This window comes from Nonomuraea spiralis, from assembly GCF_014648435.1.
Classification (GTDB): Bacteria; Actinomycetota; Actinomycetes; order Streptosporangiales; family Streptosporangiaceae; genus Nonomuraea; species Nonomuraea spiralis.
In genome coordinates this window covers 38,636-58,364 of record NZ_BMRC01000002.1, presented here as the reverse complement: position 1 = coordinate 58,364, position 19,729 = coordinate 38,636, and the positions used below count along the sequence as shown (strand labels likewise).

19 protein-coding genes are annotated in these 19,729 nt (G+C 72.7%); 8 read left to right on the top strand and 11 right to left on the bottom strand.

Annotated elements, in window-relative coordinates; translation table 11 throughout:
• Window positions 1-29 precede the first annotated feature (29 nt).
• Entirely contained in the window at window positions 30-1,952 is a 1,923-nt protein-coding gene (locus IEZ27_RS04185) for a Xaa-Pro dipeptidyl-peptidase (protein ID WP_189646012.1), read from the bottom strand.
• A gap of 75 nt (window positions 1,953-2,027) precedes the next feature.
• On the opposite strand from IEZ27_RS04185, the gene IEZ27_RS04180 reads away from it, so the two are divergent.
• Together IEZ27_RS04180 and IEZ27_RS04175 are read left to right on the top strand one after the other, a co-directional pair.
• Complete coding sequence (locus tag IEZ27_RS04180) at window positions 2,028-3,032, top strand: ADP-ribosylglycohydrolase family protein (RefSeq protein WP_189646011.1); 1,005 nt, start codon at window positions 2,028-2,030, stop codon at window positions 3,030-3,032.
• Between the two features lie 34 nt (window positions 3,033-3,066).
• Complete coding sequence (locus IEZ27_RS04175; protein WP_189646010.1) at window positions 3,067-3,726, top strand: FadR/GntR family transcriptional regulator; 660 nt, start codon at window positions 3,067-3,069, stop codon at window positions 3,724-3,726.
• A 35-nt stretch (window positions 3,727-3,761) separates the two neighbouring features.
• Here the strand turns inward: IEZ27_RS04175 and IEZ27_RS04170 are convergent, their stop codons facing one another.
• A complete protein-coding gene (locus IEZ27_RS04170; RefSeq protein ID WP_189646009.1) occupies window positions 3,762-4,478 on the bottom strand; it encodes a hypothetical protein in 717 nt (238 codons plus the stop codon).
• A 361-nt stretch (window positions 4,479-4,839) separates the two neighbouring features.
• Here IEZ27_RS04170 and IEZ27_RS04165 point away from each other — a divergent pair, with 361 nt between their 5' ends.
• Window positions 4,840-5,085: a hypothetical protein gene (locus IEZ27_RS04165; protein WP_125640046.1), complete on the top strand. Its 246-nt coding sequence runs from the start codon at window positions 4,840-4,842 to the stop codon at window positions 5,083-5,085.
• Between the two features lie 74 nt (window positions 5,086-5,159).
• Here the strand turns inward: IEZ27_RS04165 and IEZ27_RS04160 are convergent, their stop codons facing one another.
• On the bottom strand, window positions 5,160-5,801 hold the full coding sequence (locus IEZ27_RS04160; RefSeq protein WP_189646008.1) for a class I SAM-dependent methyltransferase: 642 nt from the start codon (window positions 5,799-5,801) through the stop codon (window positions 5,160-5,162).
• A 207-nt stretch (window positions 5,802-6,008) separates the two neighbouring features.
• On the bottom strand, window positions 6,009-6,596 hold the full coding sequence (locus tag IEZ27_RS04155) for a YybH family protein (protein WP_189646007.1): 588 nt from the start codon (window positions 6,594-6,596) through the stop codon (window positions 6,009-6,011).
• A gap of 183 nt (window positions 6,597-6,779) precedes the next feature.
• Between IEZ27_RS04155 and IEZ27_RS53625 the strand changes: the two genes are divergently transcribed.
• Window positions 6,780-6,923, top strand: a complete 144-nt coding sequence (locus tag IEZ27_RS53625; protein WP_185844960.1) for a hypothetical protein — start codon at window positions 6,780-6,782, stop codon at window positions 6,921-6,923.
• A 16-nt stretch (window positions 6,924-6,939) separates the two neighbouring features.
• Entirely contained in the window at window positions 6,940-7,110 is a 171-nt protein-coding gene (locus tag IEZ27_RS55440) for a CDGSH iron-sulfur domain-containing protein (RefSeq protein WP_379478594.1), read from the top strand.
• Window positions 7,111-7,289: 179 nt separating this feature from the next.
• On the opposite strand, the gene IEZ27_RS04145 is transcribed toward IEZ27_RS55440, so the two are convergent.
• Genes IEZ27_RS04145 through IEZ27_RS04120 form a run of 6 tightly spaced genes read right to left on the bottom strand, consistent with a single transcriptional unit; the run spans window position 7,290 to window position 15,542 of the window.
• Window positions 7,290-8,063 (bottom strand): class I SAM-dependent DNA methyltransferase, encoded by a 774-nt coding sequence (locus tag IEZ27_RS04145; RefSeq protein WP_229823223.1) that lies wholly within the window; start codon window positions 8,061-8,063, stop codon window positions 7,290-7,292.
• A gap of 11 nt (window positions 8,064-8,074) precedes the next feature.
• On the bottom strand, window positions 8,075-8,395 hold the full coding sequence (nirD, locus tag IEZ27_RS04140) for a nitrite reductase small subunit NirD (protein WP_125640030.1): 321 nt from the start codon (window positions 8,393-8,395) through the stop codon (window positions 8,075-8,077).
• Entirely contained in the window at window positions 8,392-10,830 is a 2,439-nt protein-coding gene (gene nirB / locus IEZ27_RS04135; protein WP_189646006.1) for a nitrite reductase large subunit NirB, read from the bottom strand. Before nirB ends, nirD begins: the two co-directional genes overlap by 4 nt.
• A complete protein-coding gene (locus tag IEZ27_RS04130) occupies window positions 10,827-12,221 on the bottom strand; it encodes an FAD-dependent oxidoreductase (protein WP_189646005.1) in 1,395 nt (464 codons plus the stop codon). The genes nirB and IEZ27_RS04130 overlap by 4 nt, the downstream gene beginning before the upstream one ends.
• A complete protein-coding gene (locus IEZ27_RS04125; protein ID WP_189646004.1) occupies window positions 12,218-14,230 on the bottom strand; it encodes a molybdopterin oxidoreductase family protein in 2,013 nt (670 codons plus the stop codon). The genes IEZ27_RS04130 and IEZ27_RS04125 overlap by 4 nt, the downstream gene beginning before the upstream one ends.
• Before the next feature lies 1 nt (window position 14,231).
• Complete coding sequence (locus IEZ27_RS04120) at window positions 14,232-15,542, bottom strand: MFS transporter (protein WP_189646003.1); 1,311 nt, start codon at window positions 15,540-15,542, stop codon at window positions 14,232-14,234.
• A 234-nt stretch (window positions 15,543-15,776) separates the two neighbouring features.
• On the opposite strand from IEZ27_RS04120, the gene IEZ27_RS04115 reads away from it, so the two are divergent.
• The gene (locus IEZ27_RS04115; RefSeq protein WP_125640299.1) at window positions 15,777-16,046 is read left to right on the top strand and encodes a hypothetical protein; all 270 of its coding nucleotides are present in this window, start codon (window positions 15,777-15,779) and stop codon (window positions 16,044-16,046) included.
• A 63-nt stretch (window positions 16,047-16,109) separates the two neighbouring features.
• Here IEZ27_RS04115 and IEZ27_RS04110 read toward each other — a convergent pair whose 3' ends face one another.
• On the bottom strand, window positions 16,110-16,577 hold the full coding sequence (locus tag IEZ27_RS04110) for a GNAT family N-acetyltransferase (protein WP_189646002.1): 468 nt from the start codon (window positions 16,575-16,577) through the stop codon (window positions 16,110-16,112).
• Window positions 16,578-16,700: 123 nt separating this feature from the next.
• On the opposite strand from IEZ27_RS04110, the gene IEZ27_RS04105 reads away from it, so the two are divergent.
• Together IEZ27_RS04105 and IEZ27_RS04100 are read left to right on the top strand one after the other, a co-directional pair.
• Window positions 16,701-18,623: a hypothetical protein gene (locus IEZ27_RS04105; protein WP_229823222.1), complete on the top strand. Its 1,923-nt coding sequence runs from the start codon at window positions 16,701-16,703 to the stop codon at window positions 18,621-18,623.
• 86 nt (window positions 18,624-18,709) lie between these two features.
• A complete protein-coding gene (locus tag IEZ27_RS04100) occupies window positions 18,710-19,687 on the top strand; it encodes an aldo/keto reductase (RefSeq protein ID WP_189646000.1) in 978 nt (325 codons plus the stop codon).
• The last annotated feature ends 42 nt before the right edge of the window (window positions 19,688-19,729 follow it).

Below are 19,729 nucleotides of genomic sequence, written 5' to 3'. Positions count from 1 at the left end.
CCCCGGACCGGCCGGGGCCTCACGCCCTGTCAGAAGAACTGGAACCCGGGCTCGGGCTCCGGCAGGTCGAGCTGTTGCGGTCCCCTGAACCGCGACAGGTCCTTCGGCACGTCGGCCAGCGGCGTCCCGAGCACGAGCGGCACGGCGACGCTGCTCCTGGCCAGGTCGACGGTCACGTTCGCGCCGGTGCCCTCCTCACTGGTGTAGGTGGTGTCGGTCCCGGCCAGCACCAGGCCGATCCGGTGGCCCTTCCTGAAGGTGTAGTCCTGCGGCAGCGTCAGCCACTTGACGGTCCCGTACGTGCCGGCGGGCAGCGGCGTGGCCTGGCTGAGCGAGTCGCGATTCTGGACGTCGATCCAGCCGCGGGCGACGATCTCCAGCGGGCGGGTGGCCACGTTCGTGGTGACCTTCTTGTAGCAGGCGTCGTCGGCCGCGGTGCTCTCGCCGTGGCAGTCCTCCTCGGTGAGCGTGGTGATGCCCTGGCCGCGCCGCCAGTCGACGCGGGTGTCCTCGCCGAAGTCGACGAGCAGGGCGGTCAGGTTGGCGGTCGGTTTGTCGAGTTTGACCCGCAGGTCGGCCGTCGGGGCGCCGGACAGGCGCAGGTCGAGCGGGAGCGCGCCGGTGGTGAAGGCCGCGCGGCCCGGCTGCGCCGTGCCGACGTCGGCCACCATCTCGGTCTCGCTCAGCGCGAGGTCGGTGAAGGTGGCGGTGCTGTTCCTGGGGGCCTTGAGCAGGCCGAGCGAGCCGTCGGGCGCGGGCCGCAGCACGGCCTTGAGCGCGTACGGGGCCGGCCAGTCGCGCTGGGTGATCCACTGTGTCGGGCCGAGCTGCACGTCGGCGCGGGGCTCGTTCGTGATCCCGTTGCGCACGCCGTGCAGCCAGTAGTCGAACCAGCGGTGCAGGGTGTCCACCCACAGGTCCCTGCGGCCCTCGAAGTCGAACGGGTCCACGTGCTGGTACTGGCCGACCCAGATCTTGCGCGGCACGTCGCGCTGCGCCAGGGCCTGCCACCAGGCGGAGAAGTTGTCCGGCCGGACGTTGAGGTCGTTGACCGTGTGCACGACGAAGACGCTGGCCTTGACCTTGGAGGCGTCGCCGAGCAGGCCCTTGATGTAGTCGCGCTCGTTCCAGAAGGCGTTGTAGTTGCCGGTGTCGTCGCCGTCCTCGGCGTCCATGCGGTCGCGAACCGCCTGGCACTTGGCCTCGGGGTCGGTGTCGACGTAGTTGGTCAGCCAGGAGGCGTAGTCGTAGTTGTAGACGACGCCGTTCGAGCGCTGGTACTTGTACCAGGAGCTGATGGCCGAGATGGGCACGATCGTCTTCAGGCCCTCGACGCCGGTGGCGGCCACGGCGTTGGCCAGGGTGCCGTCGTACGACTTGCCGATCATGGCGGCCTTGCCGGTGGTCCAGTCGGCCACGGCCGGGGTGCCGTCGGCCCTGAACGCCTTGGCGCGGCCGTTCAGCCAGTCGATGACCGCCTTGCCGCCCAGCACGTCGGCCTTGCCGCCCATGTCGGGGCAGCCGTCGGACCTGGTGGTGCCGAGCATGTCCACGTTGAGGACGGCGTAGCCGCGCGGGACGAAGTAGTTGTCGTAGAACAGCGGGAACTTCGTGACATTTCCGGAGGCGTCGTATTGCTTGCGCTCGCCCTCGTTGCCGCGCCCGGAGTTGTCGTAGTACGGACTCTCGTCGATGATCACGGGCACCTTGAGACCGGGACCGGACTCCTTGGGACGGATGATGTCCACCCTGACCTTGTCGAGCGCGCCGTCGAGGTCGCTGTCCACGGTGGACTCGACGTACACGTGCTCGCGGACGGCGTCGGCGTAGGAGAAGACCGGCTGCGTACGGCCGTTCTCGACAGTTATCTTGGGACCGGCAGCGGCCTGTGCCGGGGTCGCGATCGCCAAGGTGAGGGCGACGGCGAAGAGGGCCGGGCGTAATTGTGGCACGCGTGACCTCCGTGACGGGTGTCGTAATTTCCTCCGCAATCTCTCATTCGCCCCCGGAGCTGACAAGATCCCACTATGGACGTACAGGACCGGGTCCGTGGCTGTCTGCTCGGCGGCGCGATCGGTGACGCGCTGGGGGCGCCGATCGAGTTCCAGTCGCTGCGGGAGATCCGTAAGCATCACGGCCAAGAAGGCATTTCCGGATATGTCGCCACCTGGCGGGGAACGACCGGGCTCGTCACTGATGACACGCAGATGACCCTGTTCACGATCGAGGGCCTGACCCGCCGTACGGATGCGGACGGGGTGGCGGTCACTGACGTGCGGGAGGCGTACCTGCGGTGGCTCGACACCCAGGAGCACAAGGCGCCCCCGCCGGCCGACCGCCCGTACCGGACGGGGGCGCTGCGCGAGGAGGGCTGGCTGTACTCCCGCCGTGCCCCGGGCAACGCCTGCCTGTCCGGGTTGCACCACCCCTTCCCGGGCCCGTCGCCGCTCGGCACGCCCGGCCCGGTGAACCCCGGCTCCAAGGGCTGCGGGACGGTCATGCGCTCGGCGCCGTTCGGCCTGACCGCCCCGTACGACCCCCGGGCCGCGTTCGAGTTGTCGGCGGCCTGCGCCCAGATCACCCACGGACACCCGACCGGCTACCTGGCCGCGGGCGCGTTCGCCGCGATCGTCGCCCGCCTGATGACCGGCGAACCGCTGGAGACGGCCGTCCACCACGCCCTGGACCTGCTGGCCGGCCATCCGCGGCACGAGGAGACGTCCGACGCCCTGCGCGCGGCGCTGGCGCTGGCCGCCGGCGGCGAGCCCACCCCCGAGCGGATCGAGTCGCTGGGCGGCGCGTGGGTGGCCGAGGAGGCGCTGGCCATCGGCGTCTACTGCGCCCTGGCCGAGCCGTCGCCCGAGCGGGCGCTGCTGCTGTCGGTCAACCACTCGGGCGACAGCGACTCGACCGGCTCGGTCTGCGGCAACCTGGTCGGCGCGCTGCGCGGCGCCGACGCGCTGCCGGCCGCCTTCCTGAGGCCGCTGGAGGGACGCGACACGATCGAGCGCCTGGCCGCCGCGCTCCTCTAGGCTGGAGGCCCTCCACCCGGACGGAAGAGATCGCATGCGAAACGTCGCGCGGACCTCGCTCGTTGACTCCGCCATCGAGGAGCTCCGCAAGGAGATCACCAGTGGCGCGTGGCCGGTCGGGACGAAGATCCCGTCCGAGAGCCGGCTCGCCGAGAGCCTCGGCATGAGCCGGCTGTCGGTGCGCGAGGCCGTGCGCGTGCTGGCCCATGCCGGGCTGCTGCAGACCAGGCAGGGCGACGGCACGTACGTGACGGCGACCGACGAGTCGCAGGTGGCCCTGCGCCGGCGGCTCGACCGGGCGGCCGCGATGGACATCATCGACGTACGCCGTGGGCTCGACCTGGTGGCCGCCCGGCTGGCGGCGGTCAGGCGCACCGGCGAGGACGTGGCCGCGATGCGCGAGGCGCTGGCCCGGCGCGAGGCGGCCGCGCGGGCGGGCGACCTCGACGGGTTCGCCGACGCCGACGTGGACTTCCACCTGCTGGTGGCCGACGCGGCGCACAACGCGCTGCTGGCCGACCTCTACCGGAGCATCCGCGACGCGCTGCGCGACAGCGTCAGGGACAAGGAGCACGCGGCCCTGGCGCCGGACCGTTCGCACGAGGACCTGCTGGAGGCGATCGAGGCGGGCGAGGCGGCCAGAGCGGTCGAGGTCTCGGTCGCCCTCCTCGACGACCAGGAACGCGAGCTCTGACCCGCCCCCGCCCCGAACGGCGGCGGACGGGGTGGTCAGCCGCCGATGACGAGCGTCTCCCCAGGGCCGTCCTGCGCGGGCGGGCCGGGGTCGGCGGCCTTCCGGCGCCGTGACGCCCCCCACGGGCGGGGCAGCCGCATCGCCGCGAGCACCACCAGGGCCCCGCCGGCCGCCGCCAGCACCAGCGTGTACCCGGGAACCAACCCACCCGGCGCCCCCACTGCCGAACCCCCTCCAACCGCGCTGTCTCCGACAATCTGAACCGGGGTGGACTTGCCCGGAGAGAAGCCCGGCGGGCGGACGGCGCCCCAGGGGTCCTTGCCGTCGCCGCCGAGCGTGGCCACCATCTCCGGCGGCACCGGGTTGACCAGCAGCCGCCCGGGGACCGTGAGCGTGCCCAGCTCGTACGGCGCGAACCACCCCTGGACGCCCTCCACCTTCCACACCCCGTCGGGCACGACCAGCGACGTGGCGTAGTGTCCGGCCTCCGGCAGGGCCGTGCCGTCGAAGGTCAGGACCTTGCCGTCACCGCGGGTGAGGCGCAGGCCGACCGGGTCGAGCTTCCCCACGAAGGGATGTGTGCCGTGTTGCAGCACCCAGAACCCCACCGTGTACGCCTTCCCGCCCGCGAACTCCTCCGGCGGCGGATCGAGGTAGGTCACCGCCCACCCGCCCTGGACGGACGCGAAGGCCGGGGCCTCCCACCAGGCGAACGCCAGCACGGCCACCACCAGGGCCAGAATCCTCTTCATCACGCACCTCCGACCTCCATACACCGGAGCGCCCCGCGAGGTTCCGGGCCCGCGTCAGCGGATCGGCGCCCCGATCGCCCGCGCGACAACCTCGGGCTGCGACTCGGGCAGGAAGCGGGCCGACGTGCCGCCAGGCCGGATGGGTCTGGGGGAAGCCGTGGAGCAGCAGGACGGGCGGCCCCTCGCCGCCCGAGGCGACACGCAGGCCCGACACCGTGTGCCGGCGGAAACCGGGGACAGAGACGGCCATGCCCCGGAACGATGCCAGGCGGGTGCGACATTTTCCGGTACGGCGAGCACAATGGAGTCAGCACGGAAAAGTCAGGGCGACAATTCGGCGAGGAGCGAGGAGGCTTACGCCGTGTCCGCCGCCGGAGGCGAATATCTGACCGCGATGCTCGACGTTCTGGTTTACGAGAACGTATTGGTCGCGTGGCGGCGTGTGCCGCCCGGCGGCTACATGATCGTCACGCATGAGGGCGAGGAGGTCCGGCTGACCGCGCAGCAGGCCGGGATGTGGGCGCAGGGCGCGTTCGCGGTTTATCTCGCGCTGGTGGATCAGGGCCGGATCACTCCGCGCATCCCCGGTGACCCGGCGACACGATAAGCAGCGCCCGAACAAAAACCCATTTTTCCGGATTTATCGCTACGCACACCATGACCCACCGAACCGGCCGGAAGTCAAACCGGTTTTCTGGCGCGTCCGAGAATGTGCGGAAGGCTCGGCGTGGCGGGCGACGGGCGGAACGCGAACCGTTCGCGTTCCTCGACCACCAGGCCGCTGTCGATCATGGCGCGCTCGGTGTCCCGGTTGGGCCGGCACCCACCCGCCAGCCGCCGCCACAACGGCGTCACGAGGTCCTGGAGCAGCGCCGCGACCGTCCGCGAGGAGCGCACGTGCTCGTAGAAGCGCACCTCACCACCGGGCCTGAGCACCCGGGACACCTCGCCGAGCGTCGCCCGCTGGTCGGGCACCGAGCACAACACCAGCGAGAGCACGACGGCGTCGAAGGAGGCGTCCTCGAACGCCAGGTCCGCGCCGTGCCCGGCGACCACCCGTACGGGCACCTGAGCCGCACCGGCGGCGCGCACGGCGAGCTCCCGCAGCACGTCCTCCGGCTCGACGGCGACCACTTCGTGCACGGTCGTGGGGTAGTGGGCGAAGTTCATCCCGTTTCCCGCGCCGATCTCCAGCACCCGCCCGCTCAGCCCGGACAGCAGGCGCCGCCGATGCCCGGCCACGCCCCGCCGCTCAGCCTCGGCGCTCATCCGCTCGTACGCGCGGGCGAAACGGGGGTTCTGGAAGCGCGACAAGTCCTGCACGCCACCCACGCTAGCCCGCGCCCGTGCGCGTCGCGCGCCGGGACGGCCCGTCACGGACGGATGAGCCGGACGGAGGAACCGGACGTTGGACCCAGGCGGAGGAGCCGGGCGGAGAAACCGGGCGGAGGAACCGGACGACGGCGCCGGGCGCGCCGTGCCCGGCCCTCGATCCGGCGCGGCGGCCGGACGTGGTCCTGTTCGCGCCGGTCAGGACGCCTGGTTGTTCATGAAGCGCGAGATCAGCCAGTGGCCGCCCTCTTGCGTGAGCACGAAGAGCTCGCGGTAGTTCGTGTCGCCCTGCTTACTGGTCGAGCGCGCGATGGCGTCCTTGCCTCCGATGGTGCGCGTCTCGTCGATGGTGTGCGTCGCGCTCTTCAGGTCGTTGCCGTCCTGGAGCTGCTTCTGGAAGAGGGTGCGGATGGCCTGCGCGCCCGTCGCCGTGGCCTCCCCGTCCATGGCCACCACCGCGTCGTCGGTGAACGTCCCCACGACCTGCTCGACGTTCCCGCCCTTGAGGGCGTCGAAGTAGTTCTGGACGGCGGCGCGCGGCTGGGTGGCGGGCGCCATCGTGGCCGTCCCCGTGGGCGAGGCGGTCTCGGTGCCGGTCATCGTCTCGGTCGGCGACTCCATGCCGGTCTCGGTCTCGGAAGGCGTCATCATGGTGTCGGTCGGTGTCGCCGGACTGGCCTCCCCCTTCATCGCCTGCGTGTTGCTCCCGGCGGAGCAGCCCGCGACTAGGACGACGGGAACGATCGCGGCAAGCAGGAGTGCCCTGCGCTGAGAAATCTTGCTCATGGCCGGGTTGATGCCCCCGCCCGTCGTCACCGAATGCCCGGTTTATGCACTCCGCACGACCCCTTTACCTGGACCCGGTATTACTCACGGTAACGGTTCACTGTCATTGGTGAGACCGGTCAGAGCTGCGATCGTTGCCGCACCGAGACCGGGAGGCGAAGGGGCACCTATAGCGTCCCTCCAGTGCGGCCAACACAGGCGAACCCCGAGCCACTGCCCCAGCGCGAGGACGCCGAACGCTGCGCCAGCGTCCGGTACGACCGGAGGTGCGTCCTGCCCGCGGCCCACCGGACCCCACACGTCTACCCGCCGGTCGAGAGCGTCTAGAGCCGCGTCGTCGCAGGTGAGCGGGCGGCCCGGCGGGGCAGGTGACGGCGAGCCGACCGACCCGGGAAGGGCCACGGTCGCGCTGTGCCGGTGCGGCCGGTCGTCGACCAAGCCGTTCTGCGATGGTTCGCACAAGTCCGTCGACTTCCGGGCGCCGAGCGAGCCGGATCCGCCCACCGTTCCCTGAGCCCGCTCCAGCACCCACAGCGGCGCGAACAGCGAGGCCGAGGCGGGGAACACGCGCCGCCCGCCGGCGGGCGGCACCGGCTCGGGACGCGGGACGGCCTCGGCCGGCTCCCGTTCGAAGCGCCGTTCCAGCAGGCCGCGCAGGTCGGGTGAGCGGGCCACGGGCGGGCGGCAGGCGCATCAGGCGTTCCTGCGGTAGACGGAGACGTGCGCGCGGCTGTCGTCGGTGAACGGGGTGCCGAGCCAGTCGGCCCAGCGGTGTTCCAGGGCCATCCCGGCCAGCCGGGCCATCAGGTCGAGCTCGCAGGGCCAGGCGTAGCGGTGGTCGGCGGGCAGCAGCCGCACGCCCTCGGCGGTCAGCCGTACGCGGGTGGTGCGCATGTGCTGGGTGGCCGGGGCGAGGCCGGCCGCCTCGATGAGGACGGCGTCCTCGGCCAGCGACAACACCCGCAGCGCGGACCCGTTCCGGAAGGCGGCCGGGTCGGGCACCCACGCCTCGACCACGAACCGCCCGCCCTCGCGCAGGTGCCGGGCCGCGTTGGCGAAGCAGTTGACCTGCGCCTCCTGGGTGGGCAGCGCGAAGATCGTGTTGACCGCCAGCACCACCAGCCGGTACGCCCCCTCGACCCGCATCGTGGAGAAGTCCCCCACGGTGACCGGAACGGCCGCGCCACCGGGTTTGGCCCGCAGCTCGCGGGTCATCTCCGTGGAGGCGTCGATCCCGGCGACGGACAGGCCGCGGGCGATCAGCGGGAGCGCCAGCCGTCCGGTGCCGATGCCGAACTCCAGCACCGGGCCGCCGTCCGCCAGCGCGGCCAGCCGTTCGACGGCCGCGCCGGTCGGCAGCTCCGTGACCGTGGCGTCGTAGATGTCGGCGATGGAACGCCCGTAGGCGGAGGCGTCGTAGGCCACGCGCACCTCCTGTCCCCCGTGTTTCAGCAGGTCAATGCCCATGGCCTGATCGGCTAAACGCTGACCTCCACCCGCCCGCCGGCCACCCGTACGGCGTAGACGGGCACCTGGACGGCCTCCTCGTCCAGGCACGTACCCGACACCAGCGAGAAGACCTGTTTGTGCAGCGGCGAGGCCACGGTGGGCTCGCCCTTCCGGGTGCCGACGATGCCGCGCGAGAGCACGTACGCGCCGCTGAACGGGTCGAGGTTGTCCAGCGCGTGCACGTGCCCCTCGTACGTGCGGAACAACGCCACCTGCCGGTCGCCGACCAGCGCGCAGACGCCGCGCTCCGGCGGGATGGCCGCGTACGCGCAGACCGGGGTCCAGCTCATCGGGCCATCACCGGCCTGATCTGGCCGCGCTCGGCGGCGAACACGATCGACGGGTCGGGCACGCCGGGGGCGTTGACGAAGCTGACGAACCGGCCCAGCTTCTCCGGGTCGTCCAGGGTCGCCGCCCATTCGTCGGCGTACGTGGCGATGTGCCGGTCCATCTGGGCGTCGAGGTCGGCGCAGATGCCGAGCGAGTCTTCCATGATCACCTTCCGGAGGTGGTCGAGGCCGCCGTCGAGCGTGTCCAGCCAGGCGGCGGTGCGTTGCAGGCGGTCCGCGGTGCGGATGTAGAACATCAGGAACCTGTCGACGGTCCTGATCAGGTCGTCGGTGCTCAGGTCGGTGGCCAGCAGGTCGGCGTGGCGGGGGCTGAAGCCGCCGTTGCCGCCGACGTACAGGTTCCAGCCCTGCTCGGTGGCGATGACGCCGAAGTCCTTCGACCTGGCCTCGGCGCACTCGCGGGCGCAGCCGGAGACGGCCGACTTGAGCTTGTGCGGCGCGCGCAGGCCGCGGTAGCGCAGCTCCAGGGCGATGGCCAGGCCGACGGAGTCCTGTACGCCGTAGCGGCACCAGGTGGAGCCGACGCAGGACTTCACCGTGCGCAGGGCCTTGCCGTAGGCGTGGCCGGACTCGAATCCGGCGTCCACGAGCCGCCGCCAGATCCGCGGGAGCTGCTCGACCCTGGCGCCGAGCAGGTCGATGCGCTGGCCGCCGGTGATCTTCGTGTAGAGCCCGAAGTCGCGGGCGACCTCGCCGATGACGATGAGCTTGTCCGGGGTGATCTCGCCGCCCGGGATGCGCGGGACGACCGAGTACGTGCCGTTCTTCTGGATGTTGGCGAGGAAGGCGTCGTTGGTGTCCTGCAACGCGGCCCGCTCGCCGTCCAGCACGTGCCCGTTGTGCAGCGAGGCGAGGATCGAGGCCACGGCGGGCTTGCAGATGTCGCAGCCGCGTCCCTGCCCGTGCTCGGCGATGAGCCGGGAGAACGTAGTGATCTCCCGTACCCGGACGATGTCGTACAACTCGGCCCGCGAGTGCGTGAAGTGCTCGCACAGCGCCTTGCCGACCTCGACGCCCGACCGCTCCAGGAGCCGCCTGAGCATCGGCACGCAGCTCCCGCAGGTGGTGCCGGCCCGCGTGCACGCCTTGAGGCCGGGCACGTCGGTGACCCCGCGCTCGGCGACGGCGTGCCGGACCTCCCCCGCGCACACGTTGTTGCACGAGCAGACCTGCGCGTCGTCGGGCAGGTCGAGTTGTGCCCCCTGTGCCCCCGCGCCGCTGAACAGCAGGTCGGCGGGCGGCGCGGGCAGCGGCTTGCCGACGAAGGGCCGCAGCGCCGAGTACGGCCCCGCGTCGCCCACGCAGACGCCGCCGAGCAGCGTACGGGCGTCGTCGCTGATGAACAGCTTCTTGTAGACCCCGGCCACCGGATCCATGTAGGTGACGTCGAGCGCGCCCTCCATCGCGCCGAACTGCGCGACCTCGACGCCGAGCAGCTTGAGCCTGGTGGACAGGTCGGCGCCGGCGAACGCGGCCGTCCCGCCGGCGATCCGGTCGGCGGCCACCTCGGCCATCGTGTTGCACGGCCCGGCCAGGCCGTAGACCGTGCCGCCGGCCAGCGCGCACTCGCCGATCGCGTAGACCGCGGGGTCGGAGGTGCGCATCCCGGCGTCGACCACGATGCCGCCGCGCTCCCCCACCTCCAGCCCGCACGCCCTGGCCAGTTCGTCGCGCGGCCTGATGCCCGCCGAGAACACGACGACCTGGGCCTCGATCAGCGTCCCGTCCGGCGTGCGCAGCCCGGCGACCCGGCCGTCCGGGCCGGTGACGATCTCCTGGACGCCCGCGCCGGTGTGCACGCCGAGCCCGAGCGCCTCGATGTGGCCCCTGAGCACCGCGCCGCCGCCCTCGTCCACCTGGCGCGGCATCAGCCGGGGGCTCATCTCGACGATGTGCGTCCGCAGCCCGAGCGCCCGCAGCGCGTCGGCCGCCTCCAGCCCGAGCAGGCCGCCGCCGACCACGACGCCCTCGGCGGCGTGCTCGGCGGCCGTCCGGATCGCGTCCAGGTCGTCGATGGTGCGGTAGACGTGGGCGTGCTCGTGTCCGGGCACCGGCGGCACGAACGGCGCCGACCCGGTGGCCAGCACGAGCACGTCGTACGGCTCGGTGTGCCCGTCCTCGGCGGTCACCGTACGGGCCGTCCGGTCGACGGCGACGACGCGGCTGCCCAGCCTCGTCACGATCCCGGCGGGCACCGGGTAGGCGAGATCCCGTTCGGTGGCCCCCGACAGGTACGAGGTCAGCGCCACCCGGTCGTAGGCCGGGCGCGGTTCCTCCCCGATGACGGTGATCCGCGCGCCGGGCTCCCGGCCCGCCATCGCCTCGGCGAAGCGGTGGGCGGCCGGGCCGTAGCCGACGACGACGATTCTCCTCATACCGGTACTCCTTCCTGATCGCACAGCCAGCCGACGATGCCCTCCACGGCGTCGCGGCAGGTGCCGCAACCGGTGGTGGCCCTGGTGGCGGCGGCCACCCCGGCCACGTCCCGGGCGCCGGCCTCCCAGCACGCCCTGATCTGTCCCTTGGTCACGCTGTTGCACCGGCAGACCTCGGCCGCGTCCGGCATCAGCACCGGGCTGCCGGCCACCGGCGCCGCCGACAGGCCCGGGAACAGCAGCCCGGCGCGGTCGCCGGGCACCGGCCCGCCGCGGTCGAAGAGCTGGGTGAGCGTGCCGACGGCGTCGCTCTCGCCCAGCAGGATCGCGCCCACCAGCCGCCCGTCGCGGATGACGAGCTTGCGGTAGGTGCCGCGGGCGCGGTGGCTGAAACGCACCACCTCGGCGTGCTCCTCATCGAGCTGCGTCTCGCCCATGGCGGCCAGCTCGACGCTCTTCGCCTTGAGCCTGGTGACCAGCCGGGAGCCGCGGTAGCGGGCCTTGCCGCCGGTGATCACCTCGGCGGCCACGGCGGCCTGCTCCCAGGCGGGGGCGACCAGGCCGTACACGGTGCCGTCGTGCTCGGCGCACTCGCCGATCGCGAAGATCGAGGGGTCGTCGGTGCGCAGCTCGTCGTCCACGACGACGCCGCGACGTACCTCCAGGCCCGCCGCGGCGGCCAGCCCGGTGACCGGGCGCACGCCGCAGGCCAGCACCACCAGGTCGGCCTCGACCAGCTCGCCGCAGGCCAGCCGGACGCCGCCCGGCTCGACGGCGGTCGCGCTGACGCCGGTGCGGGTGGTCACGCCGAGCCCGGCCAGGGTCTCGCCGAGCACGTCGCCCGCCTCGGCGTCGAGCTGGCGGTCCATCAGGTGCCCGGCCAGGTGCAGCAGCGTGACCGGCAGGCCGCGTCCGGCCAGGCCGCGGGCGGCCTCGACGCCGAGCAGCCCGCCGCCGACGACGGCCGCGCCGCGCGAGCGTCCGGCCGCCGCCACGATCCGCTCGCAGTCCGCCAGCGTGCGGAACGGGACGGCCCGCCCGGCGCCGGGCACCGGCGGCACGACCGCCTCGCTGCCGGTGGCCAGGACCAGCAGGTCGTACGGCTCGCGCCGCCCGTCCGCGGTCAGCACGTGCCTGGTCTCCCTGTCGATGCGGGCGACCTCGGTCCCGAGCACGGCCTCGACGTCGTGCTCGGCGTACCAGGAGGGGTCGAGCAGGCGTACCTGCTCCGGACGGGAGCCACCGGCCAGTACGTCCGACAACAAAACCCGGTTGTACGGCCGGCACGCCTCGGCCCCGAACACGGTGACCCGCATCTGCGGGTCGCGTGCCCGCGCCTCGCTGACCAGGCGTGCCCCGGCCATTCCGTTCCCCACGACGACGAGCCTCATGAGTCCCTCTCCAGCCTGACCGCGCAGACCTTGAACTCCGGCATCCCGGAGACCGGGTCGAGCGCCGGGTTGGTGAGCCGGTTGGCGCCCTCCCAGTGGAAGGGCATGAACACGGTGTCGCGCCTGATGGCGTCGCTGATCCTGGCCACCACCCGGCTCTCGCCCCGGCGGCTGCTGACCCGGACCAGGTCGCCCGCGGCGATGCCGAGCTGCGCGGCCAGGTCGGGATGCAGCTCCACGAACGGCTCCGGGGCGGCCCGTACCAGCGAGGCGATCCTGCGGGTCTGGGCGCCGCTCTGGTAGTGGGCCAGCACCCGGCCGGTCGTCAGGCGTACGGGGTAGTCCTCGTCGGGCTCCTCGGCCGCGGGCCGGTGCTCGACCGGGACGAACCTGGCGCGGCCGTCCGGGTGGGCGAAGCGGTCCAGGAACGGCCGGGGCGTGCCGGGATGGCCGGCGGACGGGCAGGGCCAGTGGAGGGCCGTACCGGCGGCGATGCGCTCGTAGGTGATGCCGGTGTAGTCGGCGACGCCGCCCGCGCCGGCCCGGCGCAGCTCGTCGAAGACGGCGGCCGGCTCGGTGCCGAAGCGGTGCCCGAGCCGCGCGGCGAGCCCGGCCAGGACCTCCAGGTCGCTGCGGACGCCCGCCGGCGGCGCGACGGCCCGGCGGCGCAGCAGGACGCGGCCTTCGAGGTTCGTCATCGTGCCGTCCTCCTCGGCCCATTGGGTGACCGGGAGGACCACGTCGGCCAGCGCGGCGGTCTCCGACCTCACCACGTCGGCCACCACCAGCAGGTCGAGCCCGGCGATGCGCCCGCCGATCCGCGCGGACGCGGGCGCCGAGACCACCGGGTTGGACCCGAACAACAACAACGCCCGCGGCCCCTCCGGCGTCCCGAGCGCGTCCAGCAGCTCGTACGCCGACCGCCCCGCCCCCGGCAGGTCCTCGGGCCGTACGCCCCACACGCCCGCGACGTGCTCCCGGGCCGCCGGGTCGTCGATCCTGCGGTACCCGGGGAGCTGGTCGGCCTTCTGGCCGTGCTCCCTGCCGCCCTGGCCGTTGCCCTGGCCGGTCAGGCAGCCGTAGCCGGAGCCGTACCGGCCGGGCAGGCCGAGCGCGAGGGCCAGGTTGACGAACGCGGTGACGGTGTCGGTGCCCTTGGCGTGCTGCTCGGCGCCGCGCCCGGTCAGGATGTAGGCGTTCCCGGCGGCGGCCAGCGCGCGTACCGCCTGCCGCATCCGGTGCACCGGCACCCCGGTGACACGTTCGACGCGCTCGGGCCACCAGGAGGCCAGCGAGGTGCGCACGGCGTCGAACCCGGTGGTCCTGGCCTCGACGTAGTCCGCGTCCACGAGGTCGTCGGCGACCGCCAGGTGCAGCAGCCCGAGCGCGAGCGCCAGGTCGGTGCCGGGCGTGGGCTGGAGGTGCAGCCAGGCGAGCCTGGCCGTCGGGGTGCGGCGCGGGTCCACGACGATCAGCCGCGCCCCCGACAGGCGGCGGACGAACGGCGGCATGGTCTCGGCCACGTTCGCGCCGGCCAGCAGCACGACGTCGGCGTCGTCCAGGTCGGTGATCGGGAACGGCAGGCCCCGGTCCATGCCGAACGCCCGGATGGTGGCGGCGGCGGCCGAGGACATGCAGAAGCGGCCGTTGTAGTCGATCTGGCTGGTCCCGAGCGCGACCCTGGCGAACTTGCCGAGCTGGTACGCCTTCTCGTTGGTCAGCCCGCCCCCGCCGAACACGGCCACGGCGTCGGGGCCGTGCTCGGCGCGGATCGCCGACAGCCGGGCGGCGACGTGGTCGAGGGCGGCCTCCCACGACGCCGGCTTCCCGTTCAGCAGCGGCGTGGTCAGGCGGGCGCCGTTGGTGAGCAGCTCGCCCGCCGTCCAGCCCTTCTGGCACAGCGCCCCCGGCCCGTCGGCCGGGACGTCGGTGCTCGGGCTGATCTCCAGCCCGGGGCCGATCTCCATGCCGCACTGCAACGCGCAGTACGGGCAGTGTGTGCGCGTCATGTCAGATCCGGGCGTGGGCGAGGCCGGCGACCGACCTGACGGCGGCGGTGCGCGTGTAGCACCACCAGGTCAGCGCCAGGCAGGCGGCGTAGAAGACGGCGAAGGCCAGGAACGCCGGCGCCGGGCTGCCGGCCGCGGCGAACGCCATGCCGAAGGCCCGGTTGACGAGGAACCCGCCGAGCGCGCCGACCGCCGAGATGACGCCGATCGCGGCGGCGGCCTGGCGCCTGCCGTACAGCAGGGCCTCCTCGCCCTCGCCGCGCTCGGCCACCGCCCTGGCCTGGAAGATCGCCGGGATCATGCGGTACGTCGAGCCGTTGCCGACGCCCGAGGTGAGGAAGAGCAGCTGGAAGGCCAGGAAGAACAGCCAGAAGCGGCCCGAGACGCTGCCCAGCCACACCAGCGGCATGCCGACGCCCATGGCCGCGAACGTCCACATCGTCACCGGCGCGCCGCCGAACCGGTCGGCCAGCCACCCGCCCACCGGCCTGACCAGCGAGCCGAGCAGCGGCCCCGCGAACGCGACCGCCGCGTACGGCGCGTCCGGGAACAGGCTCTTGCTCAGCAGCGGGAACGCCGTCGAGTAGCCGATGAACGAGCCGAACGTGCCGACGTACAGAAAGGACATGATCCACGTCTGCGCCCGCCGGGCCACCGCGAACTGCTCGCGCGGATCGGCCCTCGCGCTGGTCAGGTTGTCCATGAAGAACCAGGCGCAGGCCATGGCCGCCACGATGAACGGCACCCAGAACCACCCGGCGGCGGCCGGCCCCAGCGAGCCGATCACCAGCGGCATGACGAGCTGCACCGAGCTGACCCCGATGTTGCCCCCCGCCGCGTTCAGCCCGAGTGCCAGCCCCTGCCTGCCGCGCGGGTAGAAATAGGTGATGTTGGCCATGCTGGAGGCGAAGTTGCCGCCGCCGACCCCGGCCAGCGCCGCGATCACCAGGAACAACCAGTACGGCGTGCCGGGATCGTTCACCGCCACCCCGAGCAGCACCGCCGGGACGAGCAGCAGCCCGGCGCTGACCACGGTGAAGTCGCGCCCGCCGAACCTGGCGGGCCCGAACGTGTACGGCAGCCGCAGCGCCGACCCGACGAGGTTGGGCAGCGCGACGAGCCAGAAGAGCTGGTCGGTGGAGAAGTCGTAGGCCCCCATCCGCGTGGCCACGACGCTCCACAGGGTCCAGACGGTGAACCCGAGGTGCTCGGCCACGATGGAGAAGACCAGGTTGCGCCGGGCGACGTGCCTGCCCGTGCGCTCCCAGAAGGCCGGGTCGTCGGGGTGCCACTCGGTGATCCAGCGCGCCATCGGTCTCTCCTGCGCTCGGCGTCGGGAGCACCAACGTAGGAAGGGCGGGTTACGCGCGCCGACCACCGGCGACGGTGCGGAGGTTACGTGTGATTCACCGCCGTAACGGGACGCGCACAAGCGTCACCTGCGAAATCTGCCGGTAATCAACGGAGATCCGGCAGGTTACCGGGTCTTCCCGGGGGTAACAGCACTCACAGCAAGGGGGGAATTATGATCAAAAAGCTGCACCAGATGGGAATCAAGTCAGGCCACATGTACGCCTGCGGGCTGGCGTCCATCGGCCTGTCCTTCTGTTCCTGGATGATCTCGCGGAACAACGAGACCGCGGGCCTCGACCGGGCCGACCGATGGGGGATCTTCATCGGCGAGTGGGCGCCCACGTTCTTCGCGATGGGCGTCGCGCTGCGGATCGAGGAGACCCACAAGGAGCTCGGCGAGCCGGGCTCGGAGATGTTCGACACCGCGCAGGGCCATCGGGCCAGGTCGCACGTCGGCGTTTGAGCACGACGCCGCGCAGGTCACGCCGGGGGGCGTACCTGCGCGGCACACCCCCGGCCGGCGGCCTCAGCGGGAGAGCCGTTCCAGCGGCTCGTCGGTCAGCCGGTACTTCAGCCACTCGTCCTGCCGTACGGCGCCGAGTTTGTCGTAGAAGGCGATGGACGGCTCGTTCCAGTCGAGCACCGACCACTCCAGGCGCTGGTAGCCGCGTTCGGCGCAGATCCTGGCCAGCTCCGCCATCAGCGCGCGGCCGTGGCCGCCGCCGCGGTGGGCGGGGCGCACGTACAGGTCCTCCATGTAGATGCCGTGCACGCCGCGCCAGGTGGAGTAGGTCAGGAACCAGACCGTGAAGCCCACGGCCGCGCCGTCCTGCTCGGCCATGTGGGCGAACGCGGCGGGCCGCTCGCCGAAGAGCGAGTCGCGCAGCATCTCCTCGGTCACGCGCACCTCGTGCGCGGCGTTCTCGTACGCGGCCAGCTCATGGATCATGCTCACGATCGCGGGGACGTCGTCTGGGGTGGCGGGGCGAATCATGCGCACAGGGTAGCCACCGGATTTGGTTGAACCGTCCACCGCCCCGGTACGTGGTACCAGCAGAACGGTATTCGGGGAACCGTCTGAACGCTCAGCCCAGTTGACCGAATGGGGACGGAAACCGTGGGCGTTTTAGAGGAACTGGGGGTACGTCTGCCCTCGTATCCGGACATCAGGCTCGCACTCGTACTCGGAGAGCGCGCCCTGTACGTGAACGGGGATCTGCAGACCGCCAGGCGCTGGTTCGACTCGGCCTACCGGCAGGCCGAGTCGTGCGGCGACGTGCCGGCGCTGGCCAGGGCCGCGCTCGGCCAGGGCGGGGTGTGGGTGCAGGAGCATCGCACGTGCGCGGAGTCGGAGATGGTACGGGCGCGTCAGCGGCACGCGTTGTCGCTGGTCGATCCGTACTCGTCGCTGGCGCTGCGGCTGCGCATCAGGATGACCGGGGAGGAGGACTACGGCGCGGGCGGGCACGAGGCGATCCTGCGGCTCGTCGCGCGGGCCAGGAACGCGGGCGATCCGACGGCGCTGGCCGAGGCGCTGAGCCTGGCCCACCACTGCCTGCTCGGCCCGGAGCACGGGCCGCTACGGCTGGAGCTGGCCAGGGAGCTGATCGGCCAGGCGCCGGTCACCGGCCGCAGAGGCGACCTGCTGATGGGCCTGCTGTGGCGGACGGTCGATCTCCACCTGGCCGCCGACCCGCACGCCGGCCGCTGCCTGGAGGAGTTGCAGGGCCTGCTGGCCGAGCATGACCACCTGGCGGTCGGGTTCGTGGTCGACGTGATCAGGGTGATGCTGACGATCAGGGCGGGCCTGTTCGACCAGGCGGAGAAGATGGCCGGCGACTGCTTCGAACGCGGCGTCAAGGCCGGCGACATGGACGCGACCGGCTGGTACGGCGGCCAGATCGCCGCCGTCCGCTGGTACCAGGGCCGCGTGGCCGAGCTGCTGCCGGTGCTGACCGACCTGGTCAGCTCGCCCACGCTCAGCCCGATCGACAACTCCTACCTGGCGGGCTTCGCGCTGGCCGCGGCCACCTCGGGCGACCGCCGGCTGGCCGCCGGTCACCTGGCCCGGCTGCGCGGCCGGGACCTGGCCGACCTGCCGAGGTCGAGCTCGTGGTTGTTCTCGATGTACTGCGTGGCCGAGACCGCCCACCTGCTCCAGGACGCCGGCACCGCCGCCGAGGCGTACGCGCTGCTGCGGCCCTTCGCCGGGCTGCCGGTGATCGCCAGCCTGGGTGTGGTCTGCTTCGGCTCGGTGCACCACAGCCTCGGCATGGCCGCCCTCACCACGGGCGACGTGGACCTCGCCGCCGAACACCTGGGCGAGGCGGTGCGGGCCAACCTCGCGCTCGGCCACTGGCCCGCCGCGACGTTGTCGCGCTGGCGGCTCGGCCAGGCGCTCGCGCTGCGCGACGGGCCGCACGACAAGGCGGCGCGCGCCGCGCAGAGCACCGCCGCCCAGGAGGCCAGGGATCTCGGTATGGTGCTGCCGGCCGTGGTCGGCAGGGCGAGCGCGGCGCACGGGACGTTCCGGCTGCGCCGGCACGGGCGGCACTGGCAGGTGGAGCAGGCCGGACGGCTGGTGGTGGTCGAGCACAGCGTCGGCATGCAGCACCTCGCGACCCTGATCGCCAATCCGGGGCGCGAGATCCTGGCCGCCGACCTGGCCGCGGGGGCGGCGGCGCAGGAGAGCGAGCCCGCCTCGGCGCAACCCCTGCTCGACGACCAGGCCAGGGAGACCTACCGGCAGCGGCTGAGCGAACTACAGGCCGAGATCGACGAGCTGGAGGCGATGAACGACATCGAACGGGCCGCCGCGCTGCGGCTGGAGCGCGAGTGGCTGGTGGCCGAGCTGACGGCGGCGACCGGGATCGGCGGGCGGGCGCGGCCGTTCACGGGCACGGAGGAGCGCGCGCGGATCGCGGTCGGGAAGGCGATCCGGCGGGCGATCTCCCGCGTCTCGGCCGCCGACCGGGTGCTGGGGGAAGAGCTGCGGGCCACCGTGCACACCGGGGTGCGCTGCTGCTACCGGCCCCGCTGAGGGCCGTACGGGCGCGTCCGCGCGGCGCGCCCATCCCTCCCCGTCCGGGACACTGGTCGCAGGAACCAGAGGAACGGACATACAGCATGGAGCACCGCACACTCGGACGTACGGGACGCCAGGTGGGCGTCGTGGGCCTCGGCGCCTGGCAGCTCGGCGCCGACTGGGGCGAGGTGAGCGAGGACGAGGCGTTCGCCACCCTGGACGCGGCCGTCGACGCGGGCGTCACCTTCGTCGACACCGCCGACGTCTACGGCGACGGCCGCAGCGAGCAGATCGTCGGCCGTTTCGCCAGGACCCGCCCCGGGATCACCGTGGCCACCAAGATGGGCCGCAGGGCGGCGCAGGTCCCGGCCAGCTACGTGATGGACAACTTCCGGGCCTGGAACGAACGCTCCCGGCGCAACCTGGACGTGGACACCCTCGACCTGGTCCAGCTCCACTGCCCGCCCACCCCCGTCTACTCCTCCGACGCCGTCTTCGACGCCCTGGACACGCTGGTCGCCGAGAAGAAGATCGCGGCGTACGGCGTCAGCGTGGAGACCTGCGAGGAGGCGCTGACCGCCATCGCCAGGCCGGGCGTGGCGACCGTGCAGATCATCCTCAACGCCTTCCGGCTCAAGCCGCTGGAGCGGGTCCTGCCCGCCGCCCGCGCGGCCGGGGTGGGCGTCATCGCCCGCGTCCCGCTGGCCAGCGGCCTGCTGTCGGGCCGCTACGACGAGCACACCGTGTTCGCGCCCGACGACCACCGCACCTACAACCGGCGCGGCGAGTCGTTCGACGTGGGCGAGACCTTCTCCGGCGTGGACTTCGGCACCGGGCTGGAGGCGGTCCGCAAGCTGGCCGGGCTCGTGCCTGAGGGGGCGGCCATGGCCCAGTTCGCGCTGCGCTGGATCCTCGACCAGCCCGGCGTCTCCGTCGTCATCCCGGGCGCGCGCAACCCCGGCCAGGCGAGGTCCAACGCGGCCGCCGCCGGCCTGGCCCCGCTGCCGCCGGAGACGCTGGAGGCCGTGCGGTCGGTGTACGACGAGCTGATCCGGCCCCAGGTCCACGGGCGGTGGTGAACTCGTTGACGGTCCGGCGTCCCGGCGCTTATATTTAGGAAA

What these genes read in the sequence shown, in the direction of transcription:
- IEZ27_RS04180 (WP_189646011.1), top strand. Translation starts at nt 2,028, where the DNA reads ATGGACGTACAGGACCGGGTCCGTGGCTGTCTGCTCGGCGGCGCGATC.
- IEZ27_RS04175 (WP_189646010.1), top strand. Translation starts at nt 3,067, where the DNA reads ATGCGAAACGTCGCGCGGACCTCGCTCGTTGACTCCGCCATCGAGGAG.
- IEZ27_RS04170 (WP_189646009.1), bottom strand. Translation starts at nt 4,478, where the DNA reads ATGAAGAGGATTCTGGCCCTGGTGGTGGCCGTGCTGGCGTTCGCCTGG.
- IEZ27_RS04155 (WP_189646007.1), bottom strand. Translation starts at nt 6,596, where the DNA reads ATGAGCAAGATTTCTCAGCGCAGGGCACTCCTGCTTGCCGCGATCGTT.
- IEZ27_RS04145 (WP_229823223.1), bottom strand. Translation starts at nt 8,063, where the DNA reads ATGGGCATTGACCTGCTGAAACACGGGGGACAGGAGGTGCGCGTGGCC.
- nirD (WP_125640030.1), bottom strand. Translation starts at nt 8,395, where the DNA reads ATGAGCTGGACCCCGGTCTGCGCGTACGCGGCCATCCCGCCGGAGCGC.
- nirB (WP_189646006.1), bottom strand. Translation starts at nt 10,830, where the DNA reads ATGAGGAGAATCGTCGTCGTCGGCTACGGCCCGGCCGCCCACCGCTTC.
- IEZ27_RS04130 (WP_189646005.1), bottom strand. Translation starts at nt 12,221, where the DNA reads ATGAGGCTCGTCGTCGTGGGGAACGGAATGGCCGGGGCACGCCTGGTC.
- IEZ27_RS04125 (WP_189646004.1), bottom strand. Translation starts at nt 14,230, where the DNA reads ATGACGCGCACACACTGCCCGTACTGCGCGTTGCAGTGCGGCATGGAG.
- IEZ27_RS04120 (WP_189646003.1), bottom strand. Translation starts at nt 15,542, where the DNA reads ATGGCGCGCTGGATCACCGAGTGGCACCCCGACGACCCGGCCTTCTGG.
- IEZ27_RS04115 (WP_125640299.1), top strand. Translation starts at nt 15,777, where the DNA reads ATGGGAATCAAGTCAGGCCACATGTACGCCTGCGGGCTGGCGTCCATC.
- IEZ27_RS04110 (WP_189646002.1), bottom strand. Translation starts at nt 16,577, where the DNA reads ATGATTCGCCCCGCCACCCCAGACGACGTCCCCGCGATCGTGAGCATG.
- IEZ27_RS04100 (WP_189646000.1), top strand. Translation starts at nt 18,710, where the DNA reads ATGGAGCACCGCACACTCGGACGTACGGGACGCCAGGTGGGCGTCGTG.